Annotated in this window: 23 protein-coding genes; 16 read left to right on the forward strand and 7 right to left on the reverse strand. The window is 43.8% G+C overall.

All coding sequences use genetic code 11. The features are described from left to right. Window positions 1-7: 7 nt before the first annotated feature. Window positions 8-697, reverse strand: coding sequence for a Crp/Fnr family transcriptional regulator (locus MHI32_RS08990; protein ID WP_340012186.1), 690 nt, complete (start codon window positions 695-697; stop codon window positions 8-10). 80 nt (window positions 698-777) lie between these two features. On the opposite strand from MHI32_RS08990, the gene MHI32_RS08995 reads away from it, so the two are divergent. Beyond that, a complete protein-coding gene (locus MHI32_RS08995; protein ID WP_076191092.1) occupies window positions 778-1530 on the forward strand; it encodes an HAD-IIB family hydrolase in 753 nt (250 codons plus the stop codon). Window positions 1531-1841: 311 nt separating this feature from the next. Here MHI32_RS08995 and MHI32_RS09000 read toward each other — a convergent pair whose 3' ends face one another. The 3 genes from MHI32_RS09000 to MHI32_RS09010 all read right to left on the reverse strand — a co-directional run bounded on the left by MHI32_RS09000 (window position 1842) and on the right by MHI32_RS09010 (window position 4671). After that, window positions 1842-3041 carry an MFS transporter gene (locus MHI32_RS09000; protein ID WP_076104606.1) on the reverse strand — a complete coding sequence of 400 codons (1200 nt, stop codon included), beginning with the start codon at window positions 3039-3041 and terminating at the stop codon, window positions 1842-1844. A gap of 66 nt (window positions 3042-3107) precedes the next feature. Then, window positions 3108-3725, reverse strand: a complete 618-nt coding sequence (locus MHI32_RS09005; protein WP_076187110.1) for a sugar O-acetyltransferase — start codon at window positions 3723-3725, stop codon at window positions 3108-3110. A 37-nt stretch (window positions 3726-3762) separates the two neighbouring features. Continuing rightward, the gene (locus MHI32_RS09010; RefSeq protein ID WP_076125133.1) at window positions 3763-4671 is read right to left on the reverse strand and encodes an ROK family protein; all 909 of its coding nucleotides are present in this window, start codon (window positions 4669-4671) and stop codon (window positions 3763-3765) included. 627 nt (window positions 4672-5298) lie between these two features. Here MHI32_RS09010 and MHI32_RS09015 point away from each other — a divergent pair. The 7 genes from MHI32_RS09015 to MHI32_RS09045 all read left to right on the forward strand — a co-directional run bounded on the left by MHI32_RS09015 (window position 5299) and on the right by MHI32_RS09045 (window position 11692). Next, window positions 5299-5829, forward strand: coding sequence for an RNA polymerase sigma factor (locus MHI32_RS09015; protein WP_076191094.1), 531 nt, complete (start codon window positions 5299-5301; stop codon window positions 5827-5829). After that, window positions 5826-6650, forward strand: coding sequence for a hypothetical protein (locus tag MHI32_RS09020; protein ID WP_076278560.1), 825 nt, complete (start codon window positions 5826-5828; stop codon window positions 6648-6650). The genes MHI32_RS09015 and MHI32_RS09020 overlap by 4 nt, the downstream gene beginning before the upstream one ends. Further along, window positions 6640-7503: an ABC transporter ATP-binding protein gene (locus MHI32_RS09025; protein WP_076187118.1), complete on the forward strand. Its 864-nt coding sequence runs from the start codon at window positions 6640-6642 to the stop codon at window positions 7501-7503. The genes MHI32_RS09020 and MHI32_RS09025 overlap by 11 nt, the downstream gene beginning before the upstream one ends. Window positions 7504-7508: 5 nt before the next feature. After that, window positions 7509-8645: an ABC transporter permease subunit gene (locus MHI32_RS09030; RefSeq protein ID WP_076191098.1), complete on the forward strand. Its 1137-nt coding sequence runs from the start codon at window positions 7509-7511 to the stop codon at window positions 8643-8645. A 190-nt stretch (window positions 8646-8835) separates the two neighbouring features. Further along, window positions 8836-10059 (forward strand): S-layer homology domain-containing protein, encoded by a 1224-nt coding sequence (locus MHI32_RS09035; protein WP_340012189.1) that lies wholly within the window; start codon window positions 8836-8838, stop codon window positions 10057-10059. A 143-nt stretch (window positions 10060-10202) separates the two neighbouring features. Next, window positions 10203-10694: an RNA polymerase sigma factor gene (locus MHI32_RS09040; protein WP_076309815.1), complete on the forward strand. Its 492-nt coding sequence runs from the start codon at window positions 10203-10205 to the stop codon at window positions 10692-10694. Next, complete coding sequence (locus MHI32_RS09045) at window positions 10691-11692, forward strand: anti sigma factor C-terminal domain-containing protein (RefSeq protein ID WP_076309816.1); 1002 nt, start codon at window positions 10691-10693, stop codon at window positions 11690-11692. Before MHI32_RS09040 ends, MHI32_RS09045 begins: the two co-directional genes overlap by 4 nt. A 680-nt stretch (window positions 11693-12372) precedes the next feature. On the opposite strand, the gene MHI32_RS09050 is transcribed toward MHI32_RS09045, so the two are convergent. After that, window positions 12373-12717, reverse strand: a complete 345-nt coding sequence (locus tag MHI32_RS09050; RefSeq protein ID WP_036684053.1) for a helix-turn-helix domain-containing protein — start codon at window positions 12715-12717, stop codon at window positions 12373-12375. A gap of 174 nt (window positions 12718-12891) precedes the next feature. Here MHI32_RS09050 and MHI32_RS09055 point away from each other — a divergent pair, with 174 nt between their 5' ends. The 5 genes from MHI32_RS09055 (at window position 12892) to MHI32_RS09075 (ending at window position 17710) form a co-directional block, all read left to right on the forward strand. Then, a complete protein-coding gene (locus MHI32_RS09055; RefSeq protein ID WP_038569620.1) occupies window positions 12892-13824 on the forward strand; it encodes an aldo/keto reductase family protein in 933 nt (310 codons plus the stop codon). A gap of 31 nt (window positions 13825-13855) precedes the next feature. Beyond that, window positions 13856-14704: an NAD(P)-dependent oxidoreductase gene (locus tag MHI32_RS09060; RefSeq protein WP_076187126.1), complete on the forward strand. Its 849-nt coding sequence runs from the start codon at window positions 13856-13858 to the stop codon at window positions 14702-14704. Between the two features lie 35 nt (window positions 14705-14739). Continuing rightward, entirely contained in the window at window positions 14740-15762 is a 1023-nt protein-coding gene (locus tag MHI32_RS09065; protein WP_076191108.1) for an SDR family oxidoreductase, read from the forward strand. 152 nt (window positions 15763-15914) lie between these two features. Next, window positions 15915-16574, forward strand: coding sequence for a class I SAM-dependent methyltransferase (locus MHI32_RS09070; RefSeq protein WP_076187130.1), 660 nt, complete (start codon window positions 15915-15917; stop codon window positions 16572-16574). An 83-nt stretch (window positions 16575-16657) separates the two neighbouring features. After that, the gene (locus MHI32_RS09075; RefSeq protein ID WP_254848712.1) at window positions 16658-17710 is read left to right on the forward strand and encodes a CapA family protein; all 1053 of its coding nucleotides are present in this window, start codon (window positions 16658-16660) and stop codon (window positions 17708-17710) included. Between the two features lie 556 nt (window positions 17711-18266). Here MHI32_RS09075 and MHI32_RS09080 read toward each other — a convergent pair. Both MHI32_RS09080 and MHI32_RS09085 read right to left on the reverse strand, forming a co-directional pair. Next, window positions 18267-19100 (reverse strand): carbohydrate ABC transporter permease, encoded by an 834-nt coding sequence (locus MHI32_RS09080; protein WP_036684045.1) that lies wholly within the window; start codon window positions 19098-19100, stop codon window positions 18267-18269. Continuing rightward, the gene (locus MHI32_RS09085) at window positions 19100-19990 is read right to left on the reverse strand and encodes a sugar ABC transporter permease (RefSeq protein ID WP_036684044.1); all 891 of its coding nucleotides are present in this window, start codon (window positions 19988-19990) and stop codon (window positions 19100-19102) included. The genes MHI32_RS09080 and MHI32_RS09085 overlap by 1 nt, the downstream gene beginning before the upstream one ends. 197 nt (window positions 19991-20187) lie before the next feature. Between MHI32_RS09085 and MHI32_RS09090 the strand changes: the two genes are divergently transcribed. The 3 genes from MHI32_RS09090 to MHI32_RS09100 all read left to right on the forward strand — a co-directional run bounded on the left by MHI32_RS09090 (window position 20188) and on the right by MHI32_RS09100 (window position 25122). After that, window positions 20188-22050 (forward strand): sensor histidine kinase, encoded by a 1863-nt coding sequence (locus MHI32_RS09090; RefSeq protein ID WP_076191409.1) that lies wholly within the window; start codon window positions 20188-20190, stop codon window positions 22048-22050. Then, window positions 22043-23689 (forward strand): response regulator, encoded by a 1647-nt coding sequence (locus MHI32_RS09095; protein WP_076124842.1) that lies wholly within the window; start codon window positions 22043-22045, stop codon window positions 23687-23689. Before MHI32_RS09090 ends, MHI32_RS09095 begins: the two co-directional genes overlap by 8 nt. Before the next feature lie 122 nt (window positions 23690-23811). Next, window positions 23812-25122: an extracellular solute-binding protein gene (locus MHI32_RS09100; RefSeq protein WP_076179646.1), complete on the forward strand. Its 1311-nt coding sequence runs from the start codon at window positions 23812-23814 to the stop codon at window positions 25120-25122. Window positions 25123-25155 lie beyond the last annotated feature (33 nt).

Raw genomic sequence — 25155 nt, forward strand, 5'->3', positions numbered from 1 at the left:
TTTTAGGCTATTCAAATCTTATTCCGTTAGATAATTCATCCAGACTCTCCCAGTCGAGTACAACAATTTCTTGCTTAACTTTATATAAAATTTCCATGTCGGTGAGCCGCTGAATGACACGGTTTAAATGGCGGGGAGTAGTCCCAATCAAAGAGGCTATATCTGGGATATAGGGTGTCTGAATTTCTTTTCCAAACTCACGTTGGAGTTGAATGGTCAATAAATAACTTGCAAACCTTTCTTCTACAGAGCCCAGCAAGTTCGTTCGGGATGCGGATGTGCAGGTTAGAAGCTTGTAGGAGAGATGTTTCAGCAACAAGTCTTTAAACCTGTGGTTATCCATTAGGTCAGACTCAACCTTTTGTTTCGGGATAAATAAGAGGCTGGTTTGTTGTACCGCTTCAACTTGGGATTGGATCACAACTTCCTGCACGTATTCAATATCCCCGAATAATGACAAGGGTGAGCAGAAACGTAATAACAAGGATTTTCCCGTCCCCACACTAGAAGAAACCTTGGTACGCCCCTCCACTTGAAAATAAATTCCGTCCAGCTCATCCCCCTCACGCAAAATGATTTCATCCTGCTCATAGACAATTAACTGGATTAAAGCATGTGTTGACGTTGTGAATACTTGGTCTAGATTAAATTGTGTAATGTAATGTGATATCAGATTTGGATCGTGAATAGATTTCATCGTTTACTCCTTTTTGGACATCGGTCCTTTCCATTATATCTGAACTCGTTAATATAGAGAAAAAGGGGAGGTTATTAACTGTGAAATTTATTTTTGATTTAGATGGGACGATTTGTTTTAGCGGCAAACCTTTGAGTGGATTTATTGTACAAGCCTTGGATTCTCTAATTGAAAAAGGACATGAGGTTATTTTTGCGTCAGCCCGGCCTATTCGTGATTTATTGCCTGTGTTGCCTGCTCATATGCATCATTTTTCTATGGTTGGCGGGAATGGCGCGTTTATTGCAAAGGGTGGGGAGGTTATTTCGACGATACATTTTGACCCACAGACTGCGGATAACATCCTGAATTTGATTGAAGAATTTGATGCAACTTATTTGATTGATAGTCATTGGGACTATGCATATTCGGGTTCTGCGAACCATCCCATCCGGAGAAATGTAGATCCAGAACAACGCGCCAAAAATGTAACTCCATCAGAGCTGGATGAGATTGTGAAGGTAGTTATTTTGAGCAGTCTGAACGGGGAACAACTTATACATAAGCTGCAAAATCTGCCGATTGTGATCTACCAGCATGGACAAGAAGATATTATGGACATAAGTCCACAAGGTGTGAACAAATGGACAGGACTAAAGAGATTAGGCATAGAACCGCAGCAATTTATTGCTTTTGGTAACGATGCTAATGATATAGAAATGTTTAGACATTCCGCACATTCGGTTTGTGTTGGCGATCATATAACCTTGGGAGAAGTTGCAACGGAAAAGGTTAGTAGCGGTGAAGAGCAGATTGTTAGAAAAATAATGGAGCTGGTGGTAGGTCTGCGATAATTGTTGGGATGGTGATCACCAGCTCAGAGGTCATTGTTGTGGACTGTATAGTCGCTATTTCGGGATTTAGCTTCATTAGGCGGAGTGTTCGGACTCAGGAGGCGTTATCTAGTCAGAAGACAGCGGTTTTTGCACAAAAACAACTCAATAACGACTCTGGGGTCCGAATAACCTCATTTCTGTCTATTTCGAAGCCAATAAGGTCATTTGAGTCCGATGGTAGGAGATTGGTCGCTATTTGCAACAAAAAACCTGCCATAAAATCAGCAGGTTTTTTGCATGGATGAGCAGAAATAAGTGCGATAACTATTCTAGATAAGTTCTTGGCGGCGATTTAAATAACGATATAAAACACAACCGGATATCGCGCATATAGCTGCACATAAGCCGATAAAACCATACCCAGCTTGAAGTCCACGTAGCAAGCCAGTTTGTGTTTCTGCTCCGTAAAGCCGCTTCACACCTTCGATCACTGCACCTATGGCATAGTTGCCAATCACGCTACCGACTCCCATTAGTGTAACTGTAAAGGTGATGGCAGTGTCACTGCCATGCGGATACCTTTTTGCGATAAATGCCATAACGGTCGGATAAATCATAGCGATACCTATGCCTGCTGCTGCGAATAGAAACGCGAGCTGTTCCCCACCTAAAATAGCAGCAAACGTACATAAGGCAGAGAAGGCTGAAAAGATAATAAGCGATAGATTGAAACCAATCTTATCTGTAACCGGCCCCAGCAGGAGCCTTGCTAGCGAGAAGCAGAGAAAAAAGGTGGACAACATACCAGAAGCTGTAACTGTATCCCACAAGTATGCTTTTTCCAAAAAATTCACTAGCCATCCACCTACTGCAAGCTCTGACACTACACCGAAAGAAAGAATAAGCACCATCAGCCATAAAGCGGGATCGCGGACCAGTGTTTTTAATGGAATCCGGTCCTCTTGCGGAAGATCGTCACCCGGAAATGTACTGCGCAAGGCAGATAGAATAGGCAGTAAAGATAAGCTTAGCATAATCAGATACATTCCGCGCCAGTCGAGTGGATGGCCAAATATACTTACCGACATGAGTCCTGTTGCCAGCAGTGGAGCTAAGGTTGAACTAAATCCGTAGAAAAAATGGGATAAGTTCATCATCGTCCCGGTATTTTTTACGAAGATGCGTGCTCCCAAAATGGCAAGACCAATCTCCAGCATTCCGTTTCCGATGTACATCAGGAAATAAGAAGCTGAGAAGAAGGGATAGCTGTGGGAGATATAGATTAACACTCCTGAGAATATCATGGATGCAAAAGCAATGATACTGACAGCCTTGATCCCCCACTTCCGAACCAATACAGCTGTAAAGGAGCAGGCGATCAAATAACCTAATGCATTTAGGGATAAAAGGGTGCCGAGCTGTTTCTCGTCCAGATTAAAGTCGAATTGGATTCGCGGAATGGCAGGTCCTTTAATATTTTCCGATATGCCAAACACTATAAATCCTAAAAAGATGGTTGCCAATTGCATGGCGTAAATCTTGTTAAATCCCCCGAAGCGCTTTTTCAAATTGAGATCCTCCCAGAACGGGTTACTTTATTGCTCAATGTCTCTGTAATACTCTTCTTTAAGTTTTTCCCAGTGTTGCTTATCGTCGTCGGTGATTGCTCTTAATACCTTGCATGGGTTCCCCACCGCAATTACATTGTCAGGGATATCCTTAGTCACGACTGAACCTGCACCGATGATTACATTGTTGCCGATTTTTACCCCAGGATTGATAACCGCGTTTCCACCAACCCACACGTTGTTTCCAATGGTAATCGGTGTACCGAATTCAAGCATACTAATACGCACATCCGCATCTATGGGGTGACCAGCAGTATATACACCTACCCTAGGTCCAAAGAGAACATTGTTACCAATCGTTACTTTAGCTACATCAAGGATAATGCAGTCAAAATTAGCGTAGAAGTTATTGCCAACGGTAATATTACTGCCGTAATCACAACGGAAAGGAGGTTCAACATATAATGATTCTCCTGTAGACTCAAATAATTGCTTGAGTAGTTCTACTCTATATTCACCTTGTTCTTCCGTCGTATTGTTAAATAAACGAGTGAGCATTCTGGATCTTTTGTTATCCTTTGCTAATTCTTCACCGCCTGCCATATATAGCTTTCCTGCAATCATGTTTTCTTTGTTTGTTGCCATTCGTAGTTCCTCCTGAAGTGTATGTTAGTTTTATGTTTTACCGGCGCTTCTCAACCAGCTGCAACGAGTAGGTTAAGCTTTCCAGTGTGATCGCAATTAATCCGTTCATGTAATGATCATCAGGTTGATCCAGCACAATTAAGTGAGGCATATGCTCCTCTGGAATCACTTCCAGACAACGTTGATAAATCGGCCGCACATTTTCTTGTTTGACTTGCTCTCCTGTGAGAGCTATGGTCTCTGGATTAATAATTGCAATCAGGGACGATATAGTGTGAGCCGCCAAAGGGATGAAGGTATCCGTGTGGTCCAAGCTACTCAATTGCTGTTCACGCGAGATTCCAAACGGTAAAAAAGAGACTTCACCAGCAAATCTGGTATTACCTTTGTGGATATGCCCGTCGATCATCATCCCGGCGCCTGGAAAAGCTCCTTTGATAAAGGTCACCACGACAATGGTTTTATCCTCTTCATAATCCTGCTGTTTATAGAACCCGTAAACGGTCAGATTCATATCATTTTCAATCGTGACTTCAAGCTCGTATTTTTCTCTGAGTAGTGATTCTAAGGGAGCATTAATTAACTCTTTAATGTCACAGATATTAATGACACCTTGGTGAGCAAGGCCGGGAATCCCAATCCCTACTGCCTTGATGTTGTTATATTGTTGGATAAGCGTATCCAGCAGATGGTCGATGGCTTCAGTATCTATGTACTCTAATTCCATCCATCCATGATCCACACGATCACCAACTGAATTGGTCACCGCATAGGTTATGGATTTCTGGCCATCCTCAATTTTGGCATAGATACATGCAATATAGGAGAAATCAGCGTTATAGATAAATCGTCTGGCCGGTCGGCCTCCATTTGAAGCCTCCAATTCAGTCTCAATGACTTCACCAGTCTCCAGAAGTTCATTCAGGATATTTCCGCAGGTAGCAATACTTAATCCGGTGGCACTTGCAATCGTGGATTTGGTTCCTTCCTTCATCGATTTCAAGGCCTGCTTGATAAGCTCCTGATTTATCTTTTTAACACGAATAGAATTGTTTGCGATTTGGTTTATTTTATTCACCTCTAGACTTTTGAAAATGGTTATTAAAAGTATTATCAATACTATAACTTGGCTCTATATAATTGTCTAGCAATCGACAGTTTTTTATTATGGATTTTTTTGAACGGACATGTGGCTTTCAATCAACCTGCGGTGTCTAATTAAATGTAAGGTCAAGAGGAGGTCCACCATTTACGAAGATTTTCACAAAAAGACCACTTGTAATGAGTGTACACTATGGAAATTAATAGAATCAATGTTATATAATTCACTAAGATACAAGCTAAAAATGTTCACTCACAATTTGAACCGGGGACATAATCTAGGGAAAATTTATATTCGGCCAGCCAGAACCTTCTGGTTGGTCTTTTTAATGTGATGCGTCTACTTCGTAGGCGATTTCGTTATATTTAGTAGATTGGTAGATTGGTAGATTGGTAGATTGGTAGATTGGAGGGGAATTAAATCGGGGAGGACAAATGGGTCACAGAAGCGCAGCAGGGCAATGAGGCAGCGGTGGAATTATTAATTCGGCATACCTATAGTGATATTTATCGATTCATCAGATGGAAAATACATAATGACGAATTGGCCTGGGATCTTGCACAGACAGTGTATGAAAAAGCATGGGCCAAGCTTGACAGCTATCAAAATAAACAGGGGAGTTTCCGAGCTTGGTTGATGGCGATCGCGCAAAATGTCTGCATTGACTATTTTCGCAGCAAAGGTGCTCGGCAAGCAGAGTTGAATCAAAGCTTATCTGATGAAATCACAGTCGAAGGAGATTTTCTTGAAGGAATATTACTTCGTGAAGAGGTTAAGCAGGTATATGCCGCGATTTACTCACTGCCAGAGGAACAGAGGGATGCGCTCTTGTTAAGGTATAAATATGAATTTACGTTTGCAGAAATAGCTGCCGTAACTGATGAACCTGAATCTACTGTGAAGTCAAGGGTAAGCCGATCGCTGATTAAATTACGTGATTTACTAAGGTATTCCAAGCAAGAGGACATATCCCAACCCCTAAAGAAAGGAGCAGGAAAATGAGGGTTAAACGTAACCATCAAGATTACCTCAATCTGAATTTACAGGATGAGATGACAGCAGAGTCTGTAGAGGAGATCGTGAATTATATCAGGTGCATTCCTGAACCGCCACGCCTTGACGGTTTTGCAGAAGAAGCCATGAGCAGGTGGAGAAAATCCAAGCGGGCTTTACCTGCGCCAGTACCACCCGTTCCTTTATTTGCACGGCAACAGCTGAGGATTCTTTTTTCACAGGGATGGTGGAAAGAGGTTGTGCTTGGTGTGATCTTGTTTGTAGTAGGATATTTGGTGCTGAGTGTTATGCAGATTGTTAGCCCTATGTTCATTCTGTCCATCGTGGGTTGTATTCCTTTACTGGTGGTCGTCTCTCATACGGCTCGGAATACGCTCTGTGGAATGGGAGAACTCGCACGTAGTTTTAGAATCCCATTGCATCGGTATGTGCAAGCTCGGTTCCTTATGGCAGGGGTGATCTCACTACTGATTAACGTTAGTGTAACTGCTATGGTAACCCCGGTAGGGGGAACGGAGTTTATGCTGCGTATGACCCTGCTATGGTGCATCCCGATCCTAAACAATGCGGCGGTAGCGTTAGTATTATCCACGCTGATACGTAATTTTAGACAATTAACGACCGTACTCTTTATGTTGCCTCTCTTTTGGATGATTTTATTTTCCGGAGAATTTGCAGTGAGATGGACGATGTCGGTCGAGTTATTTTGGTTAATGGGACTGGGCGTTCTGTCGGCAGTGGTATTTAGCCTAGCCATGAGGTTTCAATCCAGAATATTGAGCAGGGGAGGGTTTCTGATTGGAGCTTAAACTATGTAATATTGTACATGATTTCGGCAAAAAGCGAATTTTAAATACGATCAACCTTTCTATGTCACCTGGTGTGTATGGTCTTCTAGGACCTAACGGAACAGGAAAAACGACACTGATGCGTATTGTTGCAGATATTCTGTATCCGACTCGTGGAAATGTACTTTTAGATGGACAAAACAAGGATGATATGGGGGATCAGTACCGGGCTCAGATAGGTTATTTACCGCAGGAACTGGGGATGTACAATCATTTTTCAGCTCGCGATTTCTTGTATTATGTTGCTGCCCTAAAGGGGTTGACCAAGAAGGAGGCGAGTGATCGTATAGAGGTTCTTGCTCAAATGGTTAATCTATCCGGAGAAATGGATAAAAAATGTGGTAAGTATTCCGGCGGGATGAAACGTAGACTCGGTATCGCTCAAGCATTGCTTAATAATCCGGGCATCCTCATTCTGGATGAGCCCACAGCAGGACTTGACCCCTCGGAACGCGTAAGATTTCGAAATTTAATTTCTGAAATATCAAATGAGCGCATCGTTATTTTGTCTACTCATATCGTTTCTGATGTTGATCATATAGCTAAACAGGTGCTACTGATGGGGCGAGGAGAGTTACTTCGTCAAGGAACAATTAAGGAGTTGACCAATGAATTGCAAGGAGAGGTTTGGGAGGCACATGTCCCCGGGCGGTTGCTGGCTCAAATCGAAGAGAATGGAACTGTAGTGAATGTGCAGCAGACAGATACTGGACTAGTGGTTCGGGTAGTCAGCAAGACTTTGCCAGTTGAGAATGCACTGATGGTGAATCCTTCATTAGAAGATGTATATATGCATTATTTTCGGAGGGGATGACACACATGAAACGTCTGGTGATGTTTGAATTACGTAAAATTATGATTCCCAGAGTCTGGATTTCTATAGCTGGAAGTATTGCATTAGCCACTTTTTGTTTTGTTAGTTTCTACCCATCCGGTACGGATAGTCTATTGGTTGTAAACAAGGAAAAGCCTGAAGCTATCGCCGCTCATCTAGGACCGATTCAACCAGATTTAGCTTTGAAATACGCACCTAGACTCAAAGAAGAATATGCTGAAGACAGCGCTTGGCCCAAAGAGGAGAAGATGAAACGAATTCTGGAGCAACACTATGCTGGTACAGCTTATATGGTAGATCAATTCAACAGAAATTTAACAGAGCTGAGAGAGCAGAAGGTTTTAATGGAGAGGCAAGAACCAGGATCTTATGCGCTAAGAGATGTTACTAAAAAGCTCTCCATGCTGGAGGAGGGAAAACCACGGGGGTTTTATGTAACTGAGGACTGGGACTTATTACATATATTTTTTTCGAGCTCGCCTGGCGTCGGGGATCTTTTGATCGGTCTTATTCTAGTATTTGCACTGGCCTCCCTGTTCTCCGGCGAGGAAAACTATAGAATGGATGCACTTATTCTATCTAGTAAATACGGAAGGTTGAAGATTGTTGCGGCAAAACTATTAGCTGGATTTATAGTTACGTTTAGCTGGGTTACTCTTTTTTACGGGATTTGCACATTGCTGGCCTGTTTACCGTTCGGCTTCGTGGGCTGGAATGCCCCGCTGAATAGTTACTTTTATTTTGATGAGACTCCATATGCCTTAACCCAGCTGCAGGGATTTGCCCTGAAATATGCTGTAACCTTGCTGGCTGCATGTGGTCTATTGTTATTGACGGCGCTGATATCCGCTTTGTGTCGGAGTAGCTTAAGCAGTCTTGGACTGGCAGCATTCGTAGTTATTCTTCCCCTTTTCTCTTTGCCTGGAATGTTGGGCAAAATAATCTCTTTTTTGCCGTCAGGTGTAATGGTTAGCAGATCCTTAATCGAAAAATATGTATCCTATAACATTTTTGGCATCCCTATATTACATCTACCCTTGTCAATCCTTTCGGTGATAATTATAGGTATAATTGCTATAATGCTTATCCCCAAAGCTTTCGAACGTCGATTAAAGGTCTAAGTAGTAGATACGTCCAGATCGTTCCCGCTATGAAGTGGGGCGATCTTTTTTTGTTCTTCTTGTGAAAAAGGAGAGCAGTATATTTACGAATTAGACATTTCACCCGATAGTTAAGACAAAGGGGAATCACGATAAACCTGGCAAAGAGAGCAGGAACCCCTTACCGATAAGAACGAAAGGGATTATTAAAATGAAGATAATGAAGCTATTGGTACTAGGTCTTATCTCAGGGACAATTGTGACATGCGGCAACGTGAGTTATAGAGTTCATGCTGACACGACAACGTACGAGAATACAGGGACATATGAAGAAGTGGACGAGGACGGTGAGGAGGATCCGGCATCTTCACTGTTCACTGACATTCAAGGTCACTGGTCAGAGCCTTGGGTGCGCTGGGCGTTGGGCAACCAATTGATGGTTGGTTATGATGATGGGAGCTTTCGACCGGATCAGCCGATTACGGAAGCGGAATTTTTGAAATTATTTTATCTTTCTTTCGGCTATCCAAAGGCTACTAGCATAGGCGAAGAATGGACAGCAGCACCGTATAGAATGGCTAAGTGGTGGAATCATCCAGTTACTGGACTACAATATCCAGTGGCAAGATCGGCTCCAATCACCAGAATGGCCGCTGCAAGGTTAGTTGCATCTGGTCTAGGGATGAATTACAACGACACGGATTCCGTGGTTTATTTGCTGGGTAACTCTCTACTTCCACTTCCCGGAGAGCCAACTTTAGTAGGTTTCAGAGGAAATCTCTCGCTTACAAGAGCAGAGGCTATACAATGGATGAGAATGCTCAAGCTTAAGGGAATATATACTGTGGATTCTCGTCCAGAAGGACGATCGGATCGGAGTCACTTACCGTCATTACCGGAACAGGGTACAGGTTTGAAGGATTTTATAGCGGTTCCGGTTACCGATCGTGATTTCGGAATAGCGGATAGTGGGCGTAATCTTTTTATAGATTTTGGGAGTTCAAGAATGTTAATAGAGGAACATTACGGGGATTCAACAGGTCAAGATGTATTCAATAATGAAATGTATAAAGAAGTATCTGTACATTATGATACCGAAGGTCGGCTGAACGCTTGGAAAATAGACAAAGATAATGAGCGCATTGATCCAATCCATATAGGTACATTGAACAATATTCGACCTGGGATAAGTACATTGGAAGATGTGCTAAAGGCATACGGTACATACGTTGCAGTGGATAACGAATACGGAATTATAGTGAGTTACTGGTTTGAGAACAAGGGTGGAGTGTATGAGCCCCGATTGTCACCTTTTGAAATGGATAATATGGAGGGTGGGTTCTATATAGGCTTCATTATTGACAAACAATCTCTGAAAGTTCAAACCATACTCATATCTACAGCTCAGCAGGCAATGAATCCTACGGATATATAGGAATTGTACTGGAACCTTATTCATTCTTTAAAATGTGACGGCATGTCTTTCTGAGGCAGCCGTCTTTTGTTTTATAATTTTTTTCACCTCATAAGCTAACATTCCGAGAACTTTATCGTTATACATACGAAGGGAGGTGCAGGATGAAGCCCGGGCAGCTACATCAGATACTTCAACCTAAAATGTTAGAAATTCAAAAATACTTGATTCGTCTCGGGGCACCTGCAGCCGACGCTGAAGATATCGTACAGGATTCGGTGTATAAGGCTCTTTTGTATATTGATTCCATTGATGAGAACAAATTCAGTGCATGGTTATATAAAGTAGCGATCAATCGCTACTATGATCTGTGCCGCCGCCGCAAGCGGATAGTCATTCCTATTGACTATGTAGATGTGCCGGATATGGAATTGCCAGAGGATCATGTGCTGTTAAAAGAGAAACGGGAAGACATCGAAAGAGTGTTGGATGAGCTTCTACCGCTCCATAAACAACTCATTATTATGAAGTATGAGCTGGAGCTGTCCTATCAGGAGATAGCTGAGCTTCTGGGAATTACGACAGATACAGTGAAATCGGCATTGTTTCGTGCCCGCAAGCAATTTCAAAAAAAGTATAGAGGTGAAGCGGAATGACAGCTCCATGGGAACAAAAGGATGATCAGAACCTTTCAAAAGTAATTAAGAAGGCAAAACGAAAAACAATGATTCGAAACACAATCATTTCTCTAGTGGTGACGGTTATAGTATTATTCGGCGGGATGCTGGGTAACGCCCATCTGACAAGCTGGTTGGCGATGCGTGGTTTGGATGAAGAGAGGATCATGATGAAGATTAGCAGTCCTAACCTTCAGGAGTTGAGAACTGAGCTTGATTTAGGTTTTCTATCGGGTAAAGTTGAACTGAGCACTTACAAAGTTGTTGAGGGTGTGCCCATCGTATGGGATACTAAAAAACTGTATTTCGATATGGGCAGCCGGTTTTCTCTGCTTAATAGGGGATACTCTAGTATAAATGTTCCTGACCCGGTAATGACACAGCAAAATTATGAATACTACCGAGGATATAACAGTCAAAATGGTCAGCGGGAAATGATGTTTTATGTGCCTGGAGTGAATTATAACGAAAAAGTGTTGAATGACCTGCCTTCACTCGAACAAATGGAACCTGGCAAGCTCGTAGAAATGGCTGTTTCTTTTGATAAAAGCTACACTCAGGTAGAGGTAGAGAAGATGCTGCCGGCGGGGTTGACACAGACTTGGTATTGGGTAGATACGTATGACAATAAAAAGAACCTTGAGTTTATTAGGAATGACAGCAGCCCGAATAAATATGCCTTACCGGAATCTGCTAGACAAGTATATGGCTACGGTGGGGAATGGGAAGGGTTATTTAAGCCGAAACCAGAGGATTTTTTACAATCCTTAACCTATGGGCTTCAGATGAAGGGCAAGCATTACGGAGAGTTTGAGCGAATCTCGAATTACTTGAAAAAGGATAAAGCGGCGCCGGACGCCAGTGATGTACAGCTATTGGGAGTTGTCGTTACTGGAACTGCGAAAGAGCTGCAAAGCCTCAAAGGAAAACCCTATGTAAATACGGCAGTTCTCGGCGCGATTGTGGATAAATATTAGATCAATATAGTAAAAATGCTGGAGGGGTTATTCTATATGTGGATTTTCTACGAAAAGAGACGACCTCTCCTTCATTTTCAAAAATGCAAGGGTCAAAAGAGCAGCGATTCATCCTCCTATTGGATCTTCGCTGCTCTGCGTTTTTGATTATCCGCGATCTGCTTCAGTAGTAGATTGAAGGCAAGGCAAAGCCTGCTGACCTCAAGTGGTAATTTGTCTATGACGTGATCGCAGAAATCGCTGGTATCTCCGGTTGTTTTCAGTTGTCCAAATACGCTTCCGACTCTATAATTAGGGGATTTCTCCCTATAATTCTTAGATATATGGTCATCTAACTTATAATTAGGGAAAACCTCCCTGTAATTTACCTGATTTGGTGAAAAATAAAGGAATCACCTCGATTTTTAGGGAGAAATCCCCTCATTATGCTCTTTTTTAGCGAATTTCGGCTATTTTTAGGGAGTATTTCCCCAATTACACTAAAGCGTACATCATACATCGCACACCGCACACCGCACATCGCACATCGCACACCGCACACCGCACACCGAACATATCCCATGGGTTAAAGTAAGAATCCATCCATTGTATAGCCTATTTATAAAAAAGAAGCTGCCCTATAAGTAGAATTCTCTACTTTTTGGACAGCTTCTTTTTTCATCGGTCACAATCTGCTCAAGCTAAGTCCATTTCGCGGACCACAGCTTCATTTCCTTCAAAATTTGATGTAAATCCTCACCTTTGGGAGTAAGCGAATATTCTACCGTAACAGGAACAGTCGGAAATACGTGACGTTCAAGCACACCATGCTCCTCCAGATGGCGCAACGTAGTGGTTAGTGCGCGGGGAGAAACATTAGTGATTTTTCGTTGCAGTGCCCCAAAACGCTGCGTGCCGTCGAATAGCTCTCTGAGGACAAGAAAGGCCCATTTTCCACCTAATACTTCAAGTGTTTTTTCAACATTACATTCAATAGTAACAGGGGTTTTGGGGATATAATTATTAGTAGATTTAGCTGTCTTCAAGGTATCTCCTCCTGTTTATGAAGCTACTATACTCTAGTATAGTAACTACACTAGAGATCATATAATAAACTAATTTTCACTTCTTTCTATTATATACAAACTATTCTAGAATGAATATGAGTGCTAAGCAACCTGCCAAAATCAAACACGGAACTATGGAGAGGAGCAGTTATTATGAAATATCGCAGATTAGGTGGAACCGGTTTAAAAGTCAGTGAGATTAGTTTGGGAAGCTGGCTGACATACGGAGGCTATGTGGAAAGAGATAATGCTGTTAATGCCATTGAAACCGCTTACGACTTAGGCGTGAATTTTTTTGATACTGCAAATGTTTATGAAAAAGGTGCTGCCGAGAAAGTACTAGGTGAGACTTTACGTAACTACTCTCGTGAGTCCTATGTATTAGCTACTAAAGTATACGGGGAAATGGGCTCGGGGCCTAACGACCGTGGACTATCCCGCAAACATATCACGGAACAGTGTCATGCTAGCTTGAAACGTCTCGGAGTAGAATACGTGGATATTATGTATTGCCACCGTTTTGATCCGGAAACTCCAATTGAAGAGACCTTACGTGCGCTAGATGATCTGGTTCGGCAAGGCAAGGTATATTATGTCGGTGTTAGTGAGTGGACGGCGGCGCAAATGACCGATGCGTTAGCTGTAGCAGACCGCTATTTGCTAGATCATATTGTTGTTAATCAGCCGATTTATAATATGTTTAACCGTTATATTGAGAAAGAGATTATTCCGCTTGGCGAGCGCCGTGGGATTGGACAGGTAGTATTTTCTCCACTGGCTCAAGGGCTGTTAACTGGAAAGTATAACACGGACATCCCTGAGGATAGCCGTGCTGCTAAGCTGGATCGATTAAAAGATTCGATTACAGAAGAAAAGATTGAAAAAGTCCGCCAATTGAGTGGGATCGCCACGGAGCTGAATATTTCTGTTGGGAATTTGGCTTTGGCTTGGATTTTGCGTCAACCTAATGTAGCTAGTGCGCTGGTGGGTGCCAGCCGTCCGCAGCAGGTCGAAGAGAATGTTAAGGCTTCAGGTATTGAGCTTTCGGAAGAGATTTTGAAGCAGATTGAGGAGATTCTGGAGTAGTTGTTAGCTTCATAAAAAAGGAGACACACTCATGGCGAAAGTAGTTGTTACAGGCGGCAGTGGGATGTTGGGCAGATGGGTGGTCCGGCATTTTGTAGAGCAAGGGTATGAGGTTGTGAATGTAGATACGCAAAAATCCGCAGATTCTTTGTGCCCAACGATGATTGCTGATTTGAATAATTTGGGTGAAGTATATGGTGTGCTTGCAGGCGCTGATGCAGTTGTACATTTGGCTGCGATCCCAGCTGCAAATATAAAGACAAGTGAGGTTACCTTTCAAAATAATGTAGTATCTACCTATAACATTTTGGAGGCTGCAGCGGGTCTCGGGATTCGGAAAGCAGTGATTGCTTCCAGTGAATCCTCTTACGGAATCTGTTTTGCGGTTAATCCTTTGGGGCCGAAGTATGTGCCTATGGATGAGGAGCATCCACAGTTACCTGAAGACAGCTACGGTCTGTCTAAGGTTGTGAATGAGCAAACCGCTGAGATGTTCTATCGCAGAAAGGGTATACAGGTCGTTTCCCTACGAATCGGAAATGTTATTGATCCATCGGCGTATGAACGTTTCCCTTCCTTCATTCATGATCCAGCGCAGCGCGATCGGATTCTATGGAGTTATATAGATACACGGGATGTAGCAACAGCTTGCCAATTGGCAATCGAAACGGATGGATTAGGAGCGGTTGCTCTTAATATATGTGCAGATGAGACCAGCATGGCTGTTCCTAGCAGAGAGCTAATGGCCGCACGTTATCCAGAGGTGACGGATTTCCGCCAGCCGCTGGAGGGTCACGAGTCGCTACTCAGTAATGAGAAGGCCAAAAAGCTGCTAAATTGGCAGCCGAAGCACGTATGGCGAGATTTTGTTAACCAGTAAATAACGAGCCGGATTCACTATAAGGAGCGTGCAAAATGAAGGTCTTATTTATCGGAGGTACGGGATTAATTAGTCAGGCTGTATCCCCGTTGGCTGTAGATCAAGGAATCGAGCTGTATTTGTTCAACAGAGGACAGCGGGATGAATTCGTTCCAGAAGGTGCAAAAGTAATTAAAGGAGACATTCGTAATCCGGCAGAAGCCGCATTAGTATTACGAGATTACGAATTTGATGTAGTGGTAGACTGGATTGCTTTTACACCGGAACATGTGCAGGCAGACATTGACCTGTTCACAGGTAAAACGAAGCAGTACATTTTTATCAGCTCAGCCTCTGCTTATCAGAAACCGCAGCGTAATTATGTAATCACAGAAGAGACACCGCTGGAGAATCCTTATTGGGAGTATTCGAGGAATAAAATTGCGTGTGAGCAGCTGTTGATGGAAGCTTACAAGGCGAACGGATTCCCGGTTACGATTGTTCGTCCTTCCCATACCTATGGAAATACAGCCATCCCTGCGGCACTCACAAGTGGCCAGCATCCTTGGTCACTGATCGATCGTATCCGCCGCGGCTTACCTTTAGTCATACATGGAGATGGAACCTCTTTGTGGACACTGACACATAATTCGGATTTTGCCAAAGGTTTCGTTGGATTGCTTGGACATCCGGAAGCGATAGGCGAGGCCATTCATATAACTTCCGACGAGGTATTAAATTGGAACCAGATCTATGCGGCCATCGGACAAGCGGCAGGTGTGGAACCTAAAGTGGTGCATATCTCCACAGACTTTATCACAGCCTTTTCCCCTCCAGGGACAGCGGATGGCTTGATCGGTGATCAAGCGGTAAGCAGTGTTTTTGATAATAGCAAAATCAAACGTTTCGTGCCTGACTTCCAGGCTACTGTGCCTTTCTCCGAAGGGATCAAGCAGTCGGTTGCTTGGTTCGAGGCTCATCCTGAGCAATGTACGGTCGATGCGGAATGGTCTGCGTTACTTGATAAGTTGATCGAGAGACATGGAATTGAGGCCAAACCTCTTTCATTCTACGCATAAGGTTTATACAGTTATATTTAAAGACGGTCTGTTCCTAAGGGAGCAGCCGTTTTTTTGGGTTTGTCTCGTTCAATGTAAGGTTATGGAATGAATCAGCAAATCATGAATATACTCTCACTACCTAAAATTCCGTTGAAAAAGGAGTCCTGGCCATGCCAACCCATCCCTTTGTCTCGCGTTTTTTCGTAAATTCAGATGCACGTCGTGAGAAGTTAATTTATGATCTGCCGGAATCATGGTGGAGCCGTCCCTTTGAATATGAGTGGTGTATTAACTTTATTTCTCCGCATGGTGTTGTGCTGGATGCAGCCTGTGGGATTCCTCATCCCTTGAAGTTTTATTTGGCAGGGGTTTGTGCAGAGGTCTATGCCTGCGATATGGACAGTAGGGTTATTTACCCAAAAGCTATCCAAGAATGTATTGAGAGTGAGATTGGGGAAAAAGCGGCGAAGCAGGTTATCGCTAGAAGAACAAACAACCTGCATTTCGCTCAAGCTAATCTGACGGATCTGCCTTATGAGGATGAGAGCTTTGACACTGTTTTTTGCATATCGGTATTGGAGCATTTGAGCTTTGAGGATACGGTGGGTACTTTACGGGAATTTCACCGGACGTTGAACGAAGAAGGATTATTGGTATTGACATTTGATTATCCAACGGTAAATCTGAGTCTTATGAATGACCTGCTGCTACAAACTGGATTTCAGTATTGGGGGGAGACAGATTTTGAATTGCCTGCGGATGCTGTGCATACGGATGCATGGGGTGGATTAAATTGTTTTAGAGCCGTTCTGAAAAAAGCAAAGGAATAACAGGTCTTTCTACTCTTAATTTAGTAACCTCTTTCCAGTATGCTAGGATCATGCTAACAAAAGATGAGAGGAGGCTGTATTTTTTGAGATTAGGATCGAAGGTTTTACGTAGAATAGCACTCATTACACTTTTGTTATCACTAATAGTTCCTGTGACATCTGCTTCCAGTGCAGCTTCACTATCTTCAGATCCTATAAAGCTTGCTTTTGCGGGTGATATCCTTTTGGACGGTTTTGTTGGCGATCAGATTGCTAAATATGGGGTGAACTTTCCGTTTGTAAAGGTCGCACCTACGCTGCAAAAGGCTGACATCGCCTTCGCCAATCTGGAGACGCCTGTGTCTATCCGAGGGAAAGCGGCAGAGAAAACCTTTGCCTTCAGATCCAAACCAGCAACGTTAGGCGGCCTAACCTATGCCGGGATTGATGGAGTGTCCTTGGCGAATAATCATATTTTGGATTATGGAAAAGACGCTATGCTCGACACGCTGATCCATTTGGATCGAAACAAGATTGGCCATACAGGCGCTGGCAAAGATGAAGACGAAGCGTTCAAGCCTTATACTAAGACGGTAAAAGGGAAAAAGATCGCCATCCTTGGTGTTAGCCGTGTGCTTTCAAATCCTTCATGGTATGCCGGCAAAAACAAACCGGGAGCCGCTTCAGCTTACACCTCGCAGCCTATGCTTAGCGCCATTCAGAAGATGTCCAAGGAGAATGATTACACGATCGTATATATTCACTGGAATGAAGAGTTTAAGGATTTCCCTGAAAAGTACGCTCGCACACTAGCTAAACAGATGATTGATAGCGGGGCGGATTTAATCCTTGGCGCACACAGTCACTGCCTTATGGGCATCGAATACTATAAGCACAAGCCCATTTATTATTCACTTGGGAATTTTGTGTTTAATCGCTCCACACGTGGTGGGGAAAAAACACTTAATTCTATGCTTTTGAACGTTGAGATTAAGGACTCCAAGATGACCAGCAAGATTACCCCTGTCAAAATCATTGGCGGACAGCCCAATTTTATGGATGATTCCTACAATAGGAAAACGATTAAGCTCCTGAACACCCTATCTTTTAATGCCAACATAGATGCTAACGGCAGGGTCACAGAGAAAGAGCTTTAATAAATACAAACTCTGATTAGCTATTCACGGATCGCGCTCGATCTCGTTTGAATGCGAAATGTGTGGAGTACTTATGGAGTATGTATGATGTGGCATGAAGTATGTATGGAGTACGTATGGAGTATGTATGGAGTATGTATGGAGTATGTATGGAGTATGTATGGAGCACGTATGATGTGGCGTATGAAGTACCAATGGAGTGCCTATAAAGTATCACCGTTGTGTTTGTGAAATAACTGTATTCTATACACCTATTTTATATGTAAAACGGACCATTCTGCTTTTAAGTGTATTCTATGCAACTAAATACTAGAGAATCGACCTAGAGGGCAATAAATCAGCAGAATAGTTGTACGAAATACAGCTATATCCATCAGCCGAGCGAGTTGCAGAATTATAGTTGTACAAAATACAGTTAAACTACTAGTTAGTATTGGAATGTCTGCATCAAAAGCAGACTGCAGCAGTATGTAGAGTATTGGAACGTTTGCAAAAAGGGGGAGATCCATATGGATCTCCCCCTTTTTATGCAGAAGCTAAGTTTGGAATCAGATAATCAGCCCTTCACCGCCCCCGCAACAACACCCTTAACGATATACTTTTGCAAGAAGATGAATACTACGATTGATGGCAGCACCGCCATGACCATAGCTGTCATCGCATATTGCCAATCTGAGGTATATTGGCCCACGAAGGTGTAGGCAGCCAGTGTCAACGTTTTGGTATCTGGGGAGCCGTTGACCATGAGCAGCGGGAGCAGGAAGTCATTCCAGATCCACATTACGTCGATAATGACAATGGTTGTTGTGACCGATTTCAGCAGTGGGAAGATGACACTGAAGAACAGGCGGAAGCCGGATGCTCCATCAATCGTGGCACTCTCATCAATTTCAACCGGAATACCCTTGACGAATCCATGGTAGATAAACACGGCGAGTGGAGCACCGAAACCCCAATATAACAACCCAAGTCCCCAAGTACTCTCAGAGAGATTTAAGGTTTTAGCGGTTTGCAGAACGGTCAGCATGATCGATTGGAACGGAATCAGCATCGGCATAATGCAGAGGAAATAAATCACCCCGCTCAGTCTGGATTTCGTCCGTGCCAGCTTGTAGGCTGCTATGGATGAAATGAACACAATACCCAGAAGACCTACACCGGTAATGACAAAGTTGTTCAGGAACAGCTTCGGATAGTTGATAAACTTCCACACGTAGGAATAGTTGCCGAAGACCAGATGTTTCGGCAGGGCGATGACATCCGTCATGACTTCGCTAAAGCTTTTTAACGAGTTGATAATCGTCAGAAATAGCGGATATAGAAACAGAAGAGAGAGGATGACCATAACAACCTCTAGAATAATTCGGCCTGCTTTGCGGTTTGTATTCATTATGCCTCAACCTCTCTTCGTTTGAAGAATGCTAACTGGAGAATGGTTACCACCAAGACGGCTAGGAACAGGATAAGCGCTTTCGCTGTACCGTATCCATACAGATTGTTCTGGAAGGTATCCCGGTAGATATCGTAAGCGATACTGTAGGTAGTTCCGCCAGGTCCACCCCCGGTTAATGACAAGATGACATCGAACACCTTGATCGAATTGGTCAGTGCCATGAACACAGAAATCGTAATGGATGGAGCGAGCAGTGGCAGTGTAATACTGAAGAATTTTCTCATGGGCCCAGCGCCGTCAACTGTGGCTGCTTCTTTGAGATCCTCAGGTACAGATTGCAGACCAGCAATATAAATGACCAGATAAAAACCAATCGACTGCCAGATGGAGACGGCCAGTATGGAGACGAAAGCAAGTCCCGGCGTCCCTAGCCAGCTTAGACCAAATATGGACCAGCCTGTACTTTCTCCGAGTGAGTTGAAACCTTGCATAAAAATAAATTTCCAGATAAAACCGACAATGACAAGACTGAGGATATAAGGAATAAAGAAAGCGGCTCTCAGCCAAGGTGTGCTCTTCAGCTTCATGTCCAGAACCAGTGCGAGCAGAATGGCCAGCACGTTAACGAGAACGATGTACAGAATCGCATACTTTATGGTGAACCAGGCTGAATTGGCGAAGTTGGTGTCGCCCATAAAGATTTGTTTGAAATTATCAAGTCCGACAAACTTAGGGTGTTTCGAAATTCCGTTCCATTTGGTCATCGAATAGCGGATAGTCATGGCAAACGGAATGTAGAATGCTACAGCGATACAGATGAGGACTGGGAGAGTGAATAATCCGAATTCTGTTTTCTCGCGCCATCTTTTGCCGAGTGATTTTAACATGGATGCACCTCTTCTTGATTTGTTGGGTGGTAATATCGACTAGGCTTGCCACACATAACCATTCCGGTTAGTCTATATTGTGTATTATAGAGCAGTACCCTATACTCAAAAATGGATTTAAGAGTACAGTTAGGGGTAAAAAGGTGAACTGAAATATTTATAATTAAGCCTGTAAATCGTGGAGGAGGTTGCCGGTCATTATTAAAAAGTGGATCATAAAGCGGTTTGAACCCGTGCTGGAGCTTGTCTCACGCAGGTTGGCGAACAAGCTTATTTTGCTGTTTACAATCATCATTGTTTTGGTGGTGACCTCACTGACATTCATTTCATACGGCATGCTGCGAAAAGAATCGGTGGATAACAGCATCGCCAGTACGAGCAACAATCTGTTGCTTGTCGGCCGGAATCTGGAGAGTTATTTGGACGGCATCGAGCAATTATCCCTGCCGCAAATATCGTATGACGAGATCACCTATGCGATTTTGCATGAATCGGAGGATTATGCCTCGAAGATGTATGTGGAGGACTACTTGAAGAACCTGTACTTCTCCCGCAATGATCTGGAAGCTATCTACCTGTATGTCATCAAGGAGCACAAGTATTATTATGTCACCAAAGAGAACTACAATATTACCGTGCGGGTCGCCGAGCATCCGTCGATTGAGAATCTTTCCTGGTATAAAAAAGCGCTGGCCAGCCCGTTTAACCGTTCTTACCAGTCTTTTGTAAAAAACCAAACCTCGATGATCAATAGCTCCGACTACCCTATAAATAAGGATAAAAGCTTCATGGGCTACCATCGATTGCTGCGCTCTATAGTCTCCAGGGAACCGCAGGCGGTGCTCTCCCTTTATTTCAACTCCTCGGTTACGGACGAGATTATGAAGGATATTCCCTTCAGTAAAGGGCAGCACCTAATGTACGTCAGTCCCGATAATGAACCTTTTGTGGTGGATGACCCCGGGTTTTATCAACAGAGTGAACAAGCGGGACTGCTTAAGGAGCTGACACCAGCCTCAGGAGGACGCGTGACGTGGTCGGATAAAGAAGAGAAGTATCTAGTGATTTATGACATCAGCAAAAAAGAAGGCTGGAAGCTGATTAAGCCGATTCCCTACAAAGAAATTTATGAAGCGGCCACAACAACACGCAAATTGAACTATTTCATAGGACTGTTATTTTTAATCGTTTCGGTCATCTTGGTCAGCTTTATTTCGAACAAAATAACGAGCCCGCTAAAGAATCTGTCGCTGCAGATGAAGCGGTTCAGTACAGGCAGCTTTGACGCTGAAGCACAGGTTGAAGGAAAGGATGAAATTGCCTATCTGTCTCGCCACTTCAATAAGATGGTGGAAAAGACGAATGAGCTGATCAATGAACGGTACAAAATGAAAATTGTCGAGAAAAATGCTGTACTCAAAGCACTGGAAGCTGAGATCAATCCGCATTTCTTATATAATGCCCTGCAAGCCATTTCCACCAAGGCGCTGAAAAACAACAATGATGATATTGTTGATATGGTCGATAATCTTGCTATGACGCTGAGATACTGCATTAGCGGTAAAGATGTGGTCCATGCCAGAGAGGAATTAAAGCATATTGAACGTTATTTAGCGCTGCAGAAGGCCCGTTTCGGAAACAGAATGCAGGTGGCCTACCAGTGGGAAGACCCTTTGCTGGAGCTGGAAATTCCGAAGCTGTCCATTCAGACCTTGGTAGAAAATTGCATCAAACATGCGCTGGAAAAAGTATCCACAACGATCACAATTACCATTGAAGCGCATGTGACGCCTAGCCATACTGTTATTTCAGTGACGGATGATGGGCCGGGGTTTAGCGGGGAGCGGCTGGAGCAAGTGAGAAGTTCTCTTCAAATCCAGTGGGAAGATCAGGGTGGAGAGAACGCTGCTGAAAGTGACACGGAAAGCATCGGACTGAAAAATTTGAACACGCGGCTGAAGCTTTTGTATGGTGAGGCTGCGGGTTTGGCCATTACCAGTGATGCTGGCGGAACAAAGATGGACATGCGGTTACCGCGGGGAGGGATTAACCATGTATAAAGTACTGATTATAGATGATGAGGAACCGTTGCGTGAGGCGATCAACATCCTGGGAGACTGGAAAGGACTAGGTGTCGATCAGGTACTGGAGGCTACGGATGGAAGTATGGGCCTAGCCATGCTGCGGGAGCAAAAGATCGATCTCGTATTGGTCGACATGAAGATGCCGGAGCTGAACGGAAGTGAGCTGCTGCAGATCGTGGAGAAGGAGTTCCCGGAACTGCTGACGATTGTAATCAGCGGCTACAATGATTTTGAATATACCCGCCAGGCTATCCGTTCTAAGGTAGTTGATTATTTATTAAAGCCGGTCAACCGGGGGGATTTGAATGCGGCCTTACGTAAAGCTATCGATGTGCTGGAGGCTAAACGCAAGAAAGAAAGCGAGTTCATCAACAGGAACATTACGCTCAACATGTCTCTGCCGAAGCTAAAGGAGAAAATCTATCTGTCGATCATTGAGCGGAGCTTCAAAAATCAGTCCAACGAGGCTTTTCTGCCGTTGATCGGCGCCGATACAGCTGGGAATTATTTTGCTGCGGGTGTACTGCGGGTGCTCAATTTGGAACAAGTGCGTCGTAATCGCTTCCATGAGGACCGGGATTTGCTGCATTTTGCCGTCACAAATGTGATTAATGAGAATAGCGATGAGCATTTTCAGGCTTTCAGCTTCGCCAGCCATAAGGGAGAACGCGAGTTTATCGCCATCTTCACGATGAAAGGCGGCTATGAGGAGGACGCAACTTTCCGCTCTTTACATCATATGAAGAAGTTAGTCTCGACGCTGAAAGAGCTATTCGGAATTGTTGTTGCCGGAGGAATCGGACAGCCCTATGGTGACATCATGGCGCTTGCTCAATCCTATGAGACTGCCAAAGCCTCTCTCGACGGGATTGACCTCCTGACGCTGAAGGGAGCGATTGTCACAAATAGCAGCAACGATACTTCCCAGGGGAAAGATAATCCTTCCTTGACAGGGCGCATGCCCTTGATTCGCAACGCACTGGAGAGCGGGAATATCAATCATGCCAAAAGTATTTTAAGCGAATTCACGAAGAAATGGGAGGCTTCCGGACGTTTTAATCTGGGCGAGGCTGACCGGCAGATAGAGGAGTTTATTATTTTGCTGAACGATATTGCCACGGAGCTGGATGCGATCCCCGAACGTATTCGCGGCGGTAAAGATAAAGGATTGCGTGGGCTAGGCATCGGGAGCGATTTTGCTTCCTTTGGCGAATTTGAGCGGGTGCTGAGCGGAATTCTAGATTGCTATGGCAATGAAATCAGCAAAAGCCTTGCTGGCAATCGCCCCAGCGTACTGGAAAATATTAAAGCATACATTGATAATCACTATTTTGAGAATATTAAAATATCGATGTTCACGGATAAATATTTCCTGAGCAGAGAATACTTGATGAAACTTTTTAAAGGGCAATATGGTTATGGCATACATGAGTATGTACAAAAGGTAAGAATGGACAAGGCAAAGGAGCTGCTATCCACCCCCGACTTGAAAATCCAAGACATTTCCGAGATGTTGGGGTACAAGGACAAAAATTATTTCAGCAAGGCGTTCCGGAATTATTATGACTGTTCACCTTCTGAATATCGGGTTCTGCTATTGAACGGGGAGGAGTGAAGCGGTTACATGAACACACTTTTTTACCCTAATAAGTTCACTTATGTACATTCTTATCCTTTTTCTTTTTCTTTAGAATTGTCTCAAGACCACTAGATGCATGAGGAAAAGGGGGCAACATCATGTTAAAAAGATTTATGGCTTTATCTGCGAGTCTGCTGCTCGTCGGCGGATTACTGGCGGGCTGCGGCGGAAACAACAATGCCGCTAACAATAGCGGAACAGGGAATACTCCTGCCACAGATTCTGGCAAGCCGGTCACGATTAATATGTTCACCGCATCACCCGAGTACACTGATGCTTTTAACGCTTATATTGCCGAGTACAAGAAAGTTAAACCGAATGTGACGATTAATCTGGAGATTATGCAGGCTGACTACAATACGGTGCTCAAATCGAAGATTGCTGCGGGAAGTACGCCTGACGTATTCCAGACCACAGCGGGCGGAGATATTGATACTTTTGCGGAGTATAGTGCTGACCTAACTAATGAGCCACTGGCTGCGGCGATGACCGATGCAGTGCGTTCTAACATGAGTTCTTCGGACGGTAAAGTGCTCGGTCTTCCGGTAAAAGGAAATCTATTCGTCCTGATGTACAATAAGAAACTGTTGGCTGACGCTGGGATTACAGAAGTTCCTAAGACAACAGCCCAAATGGACGATGCGATTACTAAGCTTGAAGCTAAAGGCATTACTCCTTTTGCCAACGCCTATAAAGAGTGGTGGGTATGGAAACATATCTTCCAACACTTCGTAGATGCGGCAGCCCAAGATGCAGGTACGGATGCTAAGACACTAGTAAATGATTTTATTGCCGGAAAAACCACGATCAAGGATCACCCGGTGCTGTACAATAACTTCTTCAGCTTCGTTGATACTACTGTTAAACATGGCACAGACAAACCGCTTGAACGGGACAGCAATGCTGAAGTCAGCGACTTTGCATCCGGCAAAACAGCGTTCATGACGGGTAAAGGCGCATGGGATGAAGAAGCCATTAAGAAAATCACACCGGACTTCGACCTGGGCATTATGGGTTACCCAGTCAGCGACAAGGCTGAACAGTCCCAGATTATTACTGGTGCGGATCAAGCCCTGCGTATCAATAAGGATTCTGCTGTAGCTGGTGAGACTATTGAATTCTTCAACTGGCTGTATACTTCTGAATACGGTAAGAACTGGTTCTCTACAGTAGCTAAGGTTATTCCTCCAATTAAGGATGCTCCTATGCCTGACCTGCAAATGCCAAAAGAAATGGAAGAAATCCTCAAAACAGAGAAATCCGGCGACCTGTCCGTGAACTATTCTCTGGATACCTTCCACCAAAAATTTGGTGAGCTCATGCAGGCTTACATCGGCGGCAGCAAAACTAAGGATCAAGCCATCGATGAAATTCAAAAAGCTTGGATTCAATTCGGATCGGCAGAATAACTAGGTTCAGATCAGGGGGCGGGCTCCAAGGTA

The organism is Paenibacillus sp. FSL H7-0690 (assembly GCF_037980415.1).
Classification (GTDB): domain Bacteria; phylum Bacillota; class Bacilli; order Paenibacillales; family Paenibacillaceae; genus Paenibacillus_AQ; species Paenibacillus_AQ odorifer.

What these genes read in the sequence shown, in the direction of transcription:
- MHI32_RS09035 (WP_340012189.1), top strand. Translation starts at nt 8,836, where the DNA reads ATGAAGATAATGAAGCTATTGGTACTAGGTCTTATCTCAGGGACAATT.
- MHI32_RS08990 (WP_340012186.1), bottom strand. Translation starts at nt 697, where the DNA reads ATGAAATCTATTCACGATCCAAATCTGATATCACATTACATTACACAA.
- MHI32_RS09040 (WP_076309815.1), top strand. Translation starts at nt 10,203, where the DNA reads ATGAAGCCCGGGCAGCTACATCAGATACTTCAACCTAAAATGTTAGAA.
- MHI32_RS09085 (WP_036684044.1), bottom strand. Translation starts at nt 19,990, where the DNA reads ATGTTAAAATCACTCGGCAAAAGATGGCGCGAGAAAACAGAATTCGGA.
- MHI32_RS09005 (WP_076187110.1), bottom strand. Translation starts at nt 3,725, where the DNA reads ATGGCAACAAACAAAGAAAACATGATTGCAGGAAAGCTATATATGGCA.
- MHI32_RS09055 (WP_038569620.1), top strand. Translation starts at nt 12,892, where the DNA reads ATGAAATATCGCAGATTAGGTGGAACCGGTTTAAAAGTCAGTGAGATT.
- MHI32_RS09065 (WP_076191108.1), top strand. Translation starts at nt 14,740, where the DNA reads ATGAAGGTCTTATTTATCGGAGGTACGGGATTAATTAGTCAGGCTGTA.
- MHI32_RS09030 (WP_076191098.1), top strand. Translation starts at nt 7,509, where the DNA reads ATGAAACGTCTGGTGATGTTTGAATTACGTAAAATTATGATTCCCAGA.
- MHI32_RS09100 (WP_076179646.1), top strand. Translation starts at nt 23,812, where the DNA reads ATGTTAAAAAGATTTATGGCTTTATCTGCGAGTCTGCTGCTCGTCGGC.
- MHI32_RS09080 (WP_036684045.1), bottom strand. Translation starts at nt 19,100, where the DNA reads ATGAATACAAACCGCAAAGCAGGCCGAATTATTCTAGAGGTTGTTATG.
- MHI32_RS09060 (WP_076187126.1), top strand. Translation starts at nt 13,856, where the DNA reads ATGGCGAAAGTAGTTGTTACAGGCGGCAGTGGGATGTTGGGCAGATGG.
- MHI32_RS09070 (WP_076187130.1), top strand. Translation starts at nt 15,915, where the DNA reads ATGCCAACCCATCCCTTTGTCTCGCGTTTTTTCGTAAATTCAGATGCA.
- MHI32_RS09095 (WP_076124842.1), top strand. Translation starts at nt 22,043, where the DNA reads ATGTATAAAGTACTGATTATAGATGATGAGGAACCGTTGCGTGAGGCG.
- MHI32_RS09000 (WP_076104606.1), bottom strand. Translation starts at nt 3,041, where the DNA reads ATGCAATTGGCAACCATCTTTTTAGGATTTATAGTGTTTGGCATATCG.
- MHI32_RS09020 (WP_076278560.1), top strand. Translation starts at nt 5,826, where the DNA reads ATGAGGGTTAAACGTAACCATCAAGATTACCTCAATCTGAATTTACAG.
- MHI32_RS09045 (WP_076309816.1), top strand. Translation starts at nt 10,691, where the DNA reads ATGACAGCTCCATGGGAACAAAAGGATGATCAGAACCTTTCAAAAGTA.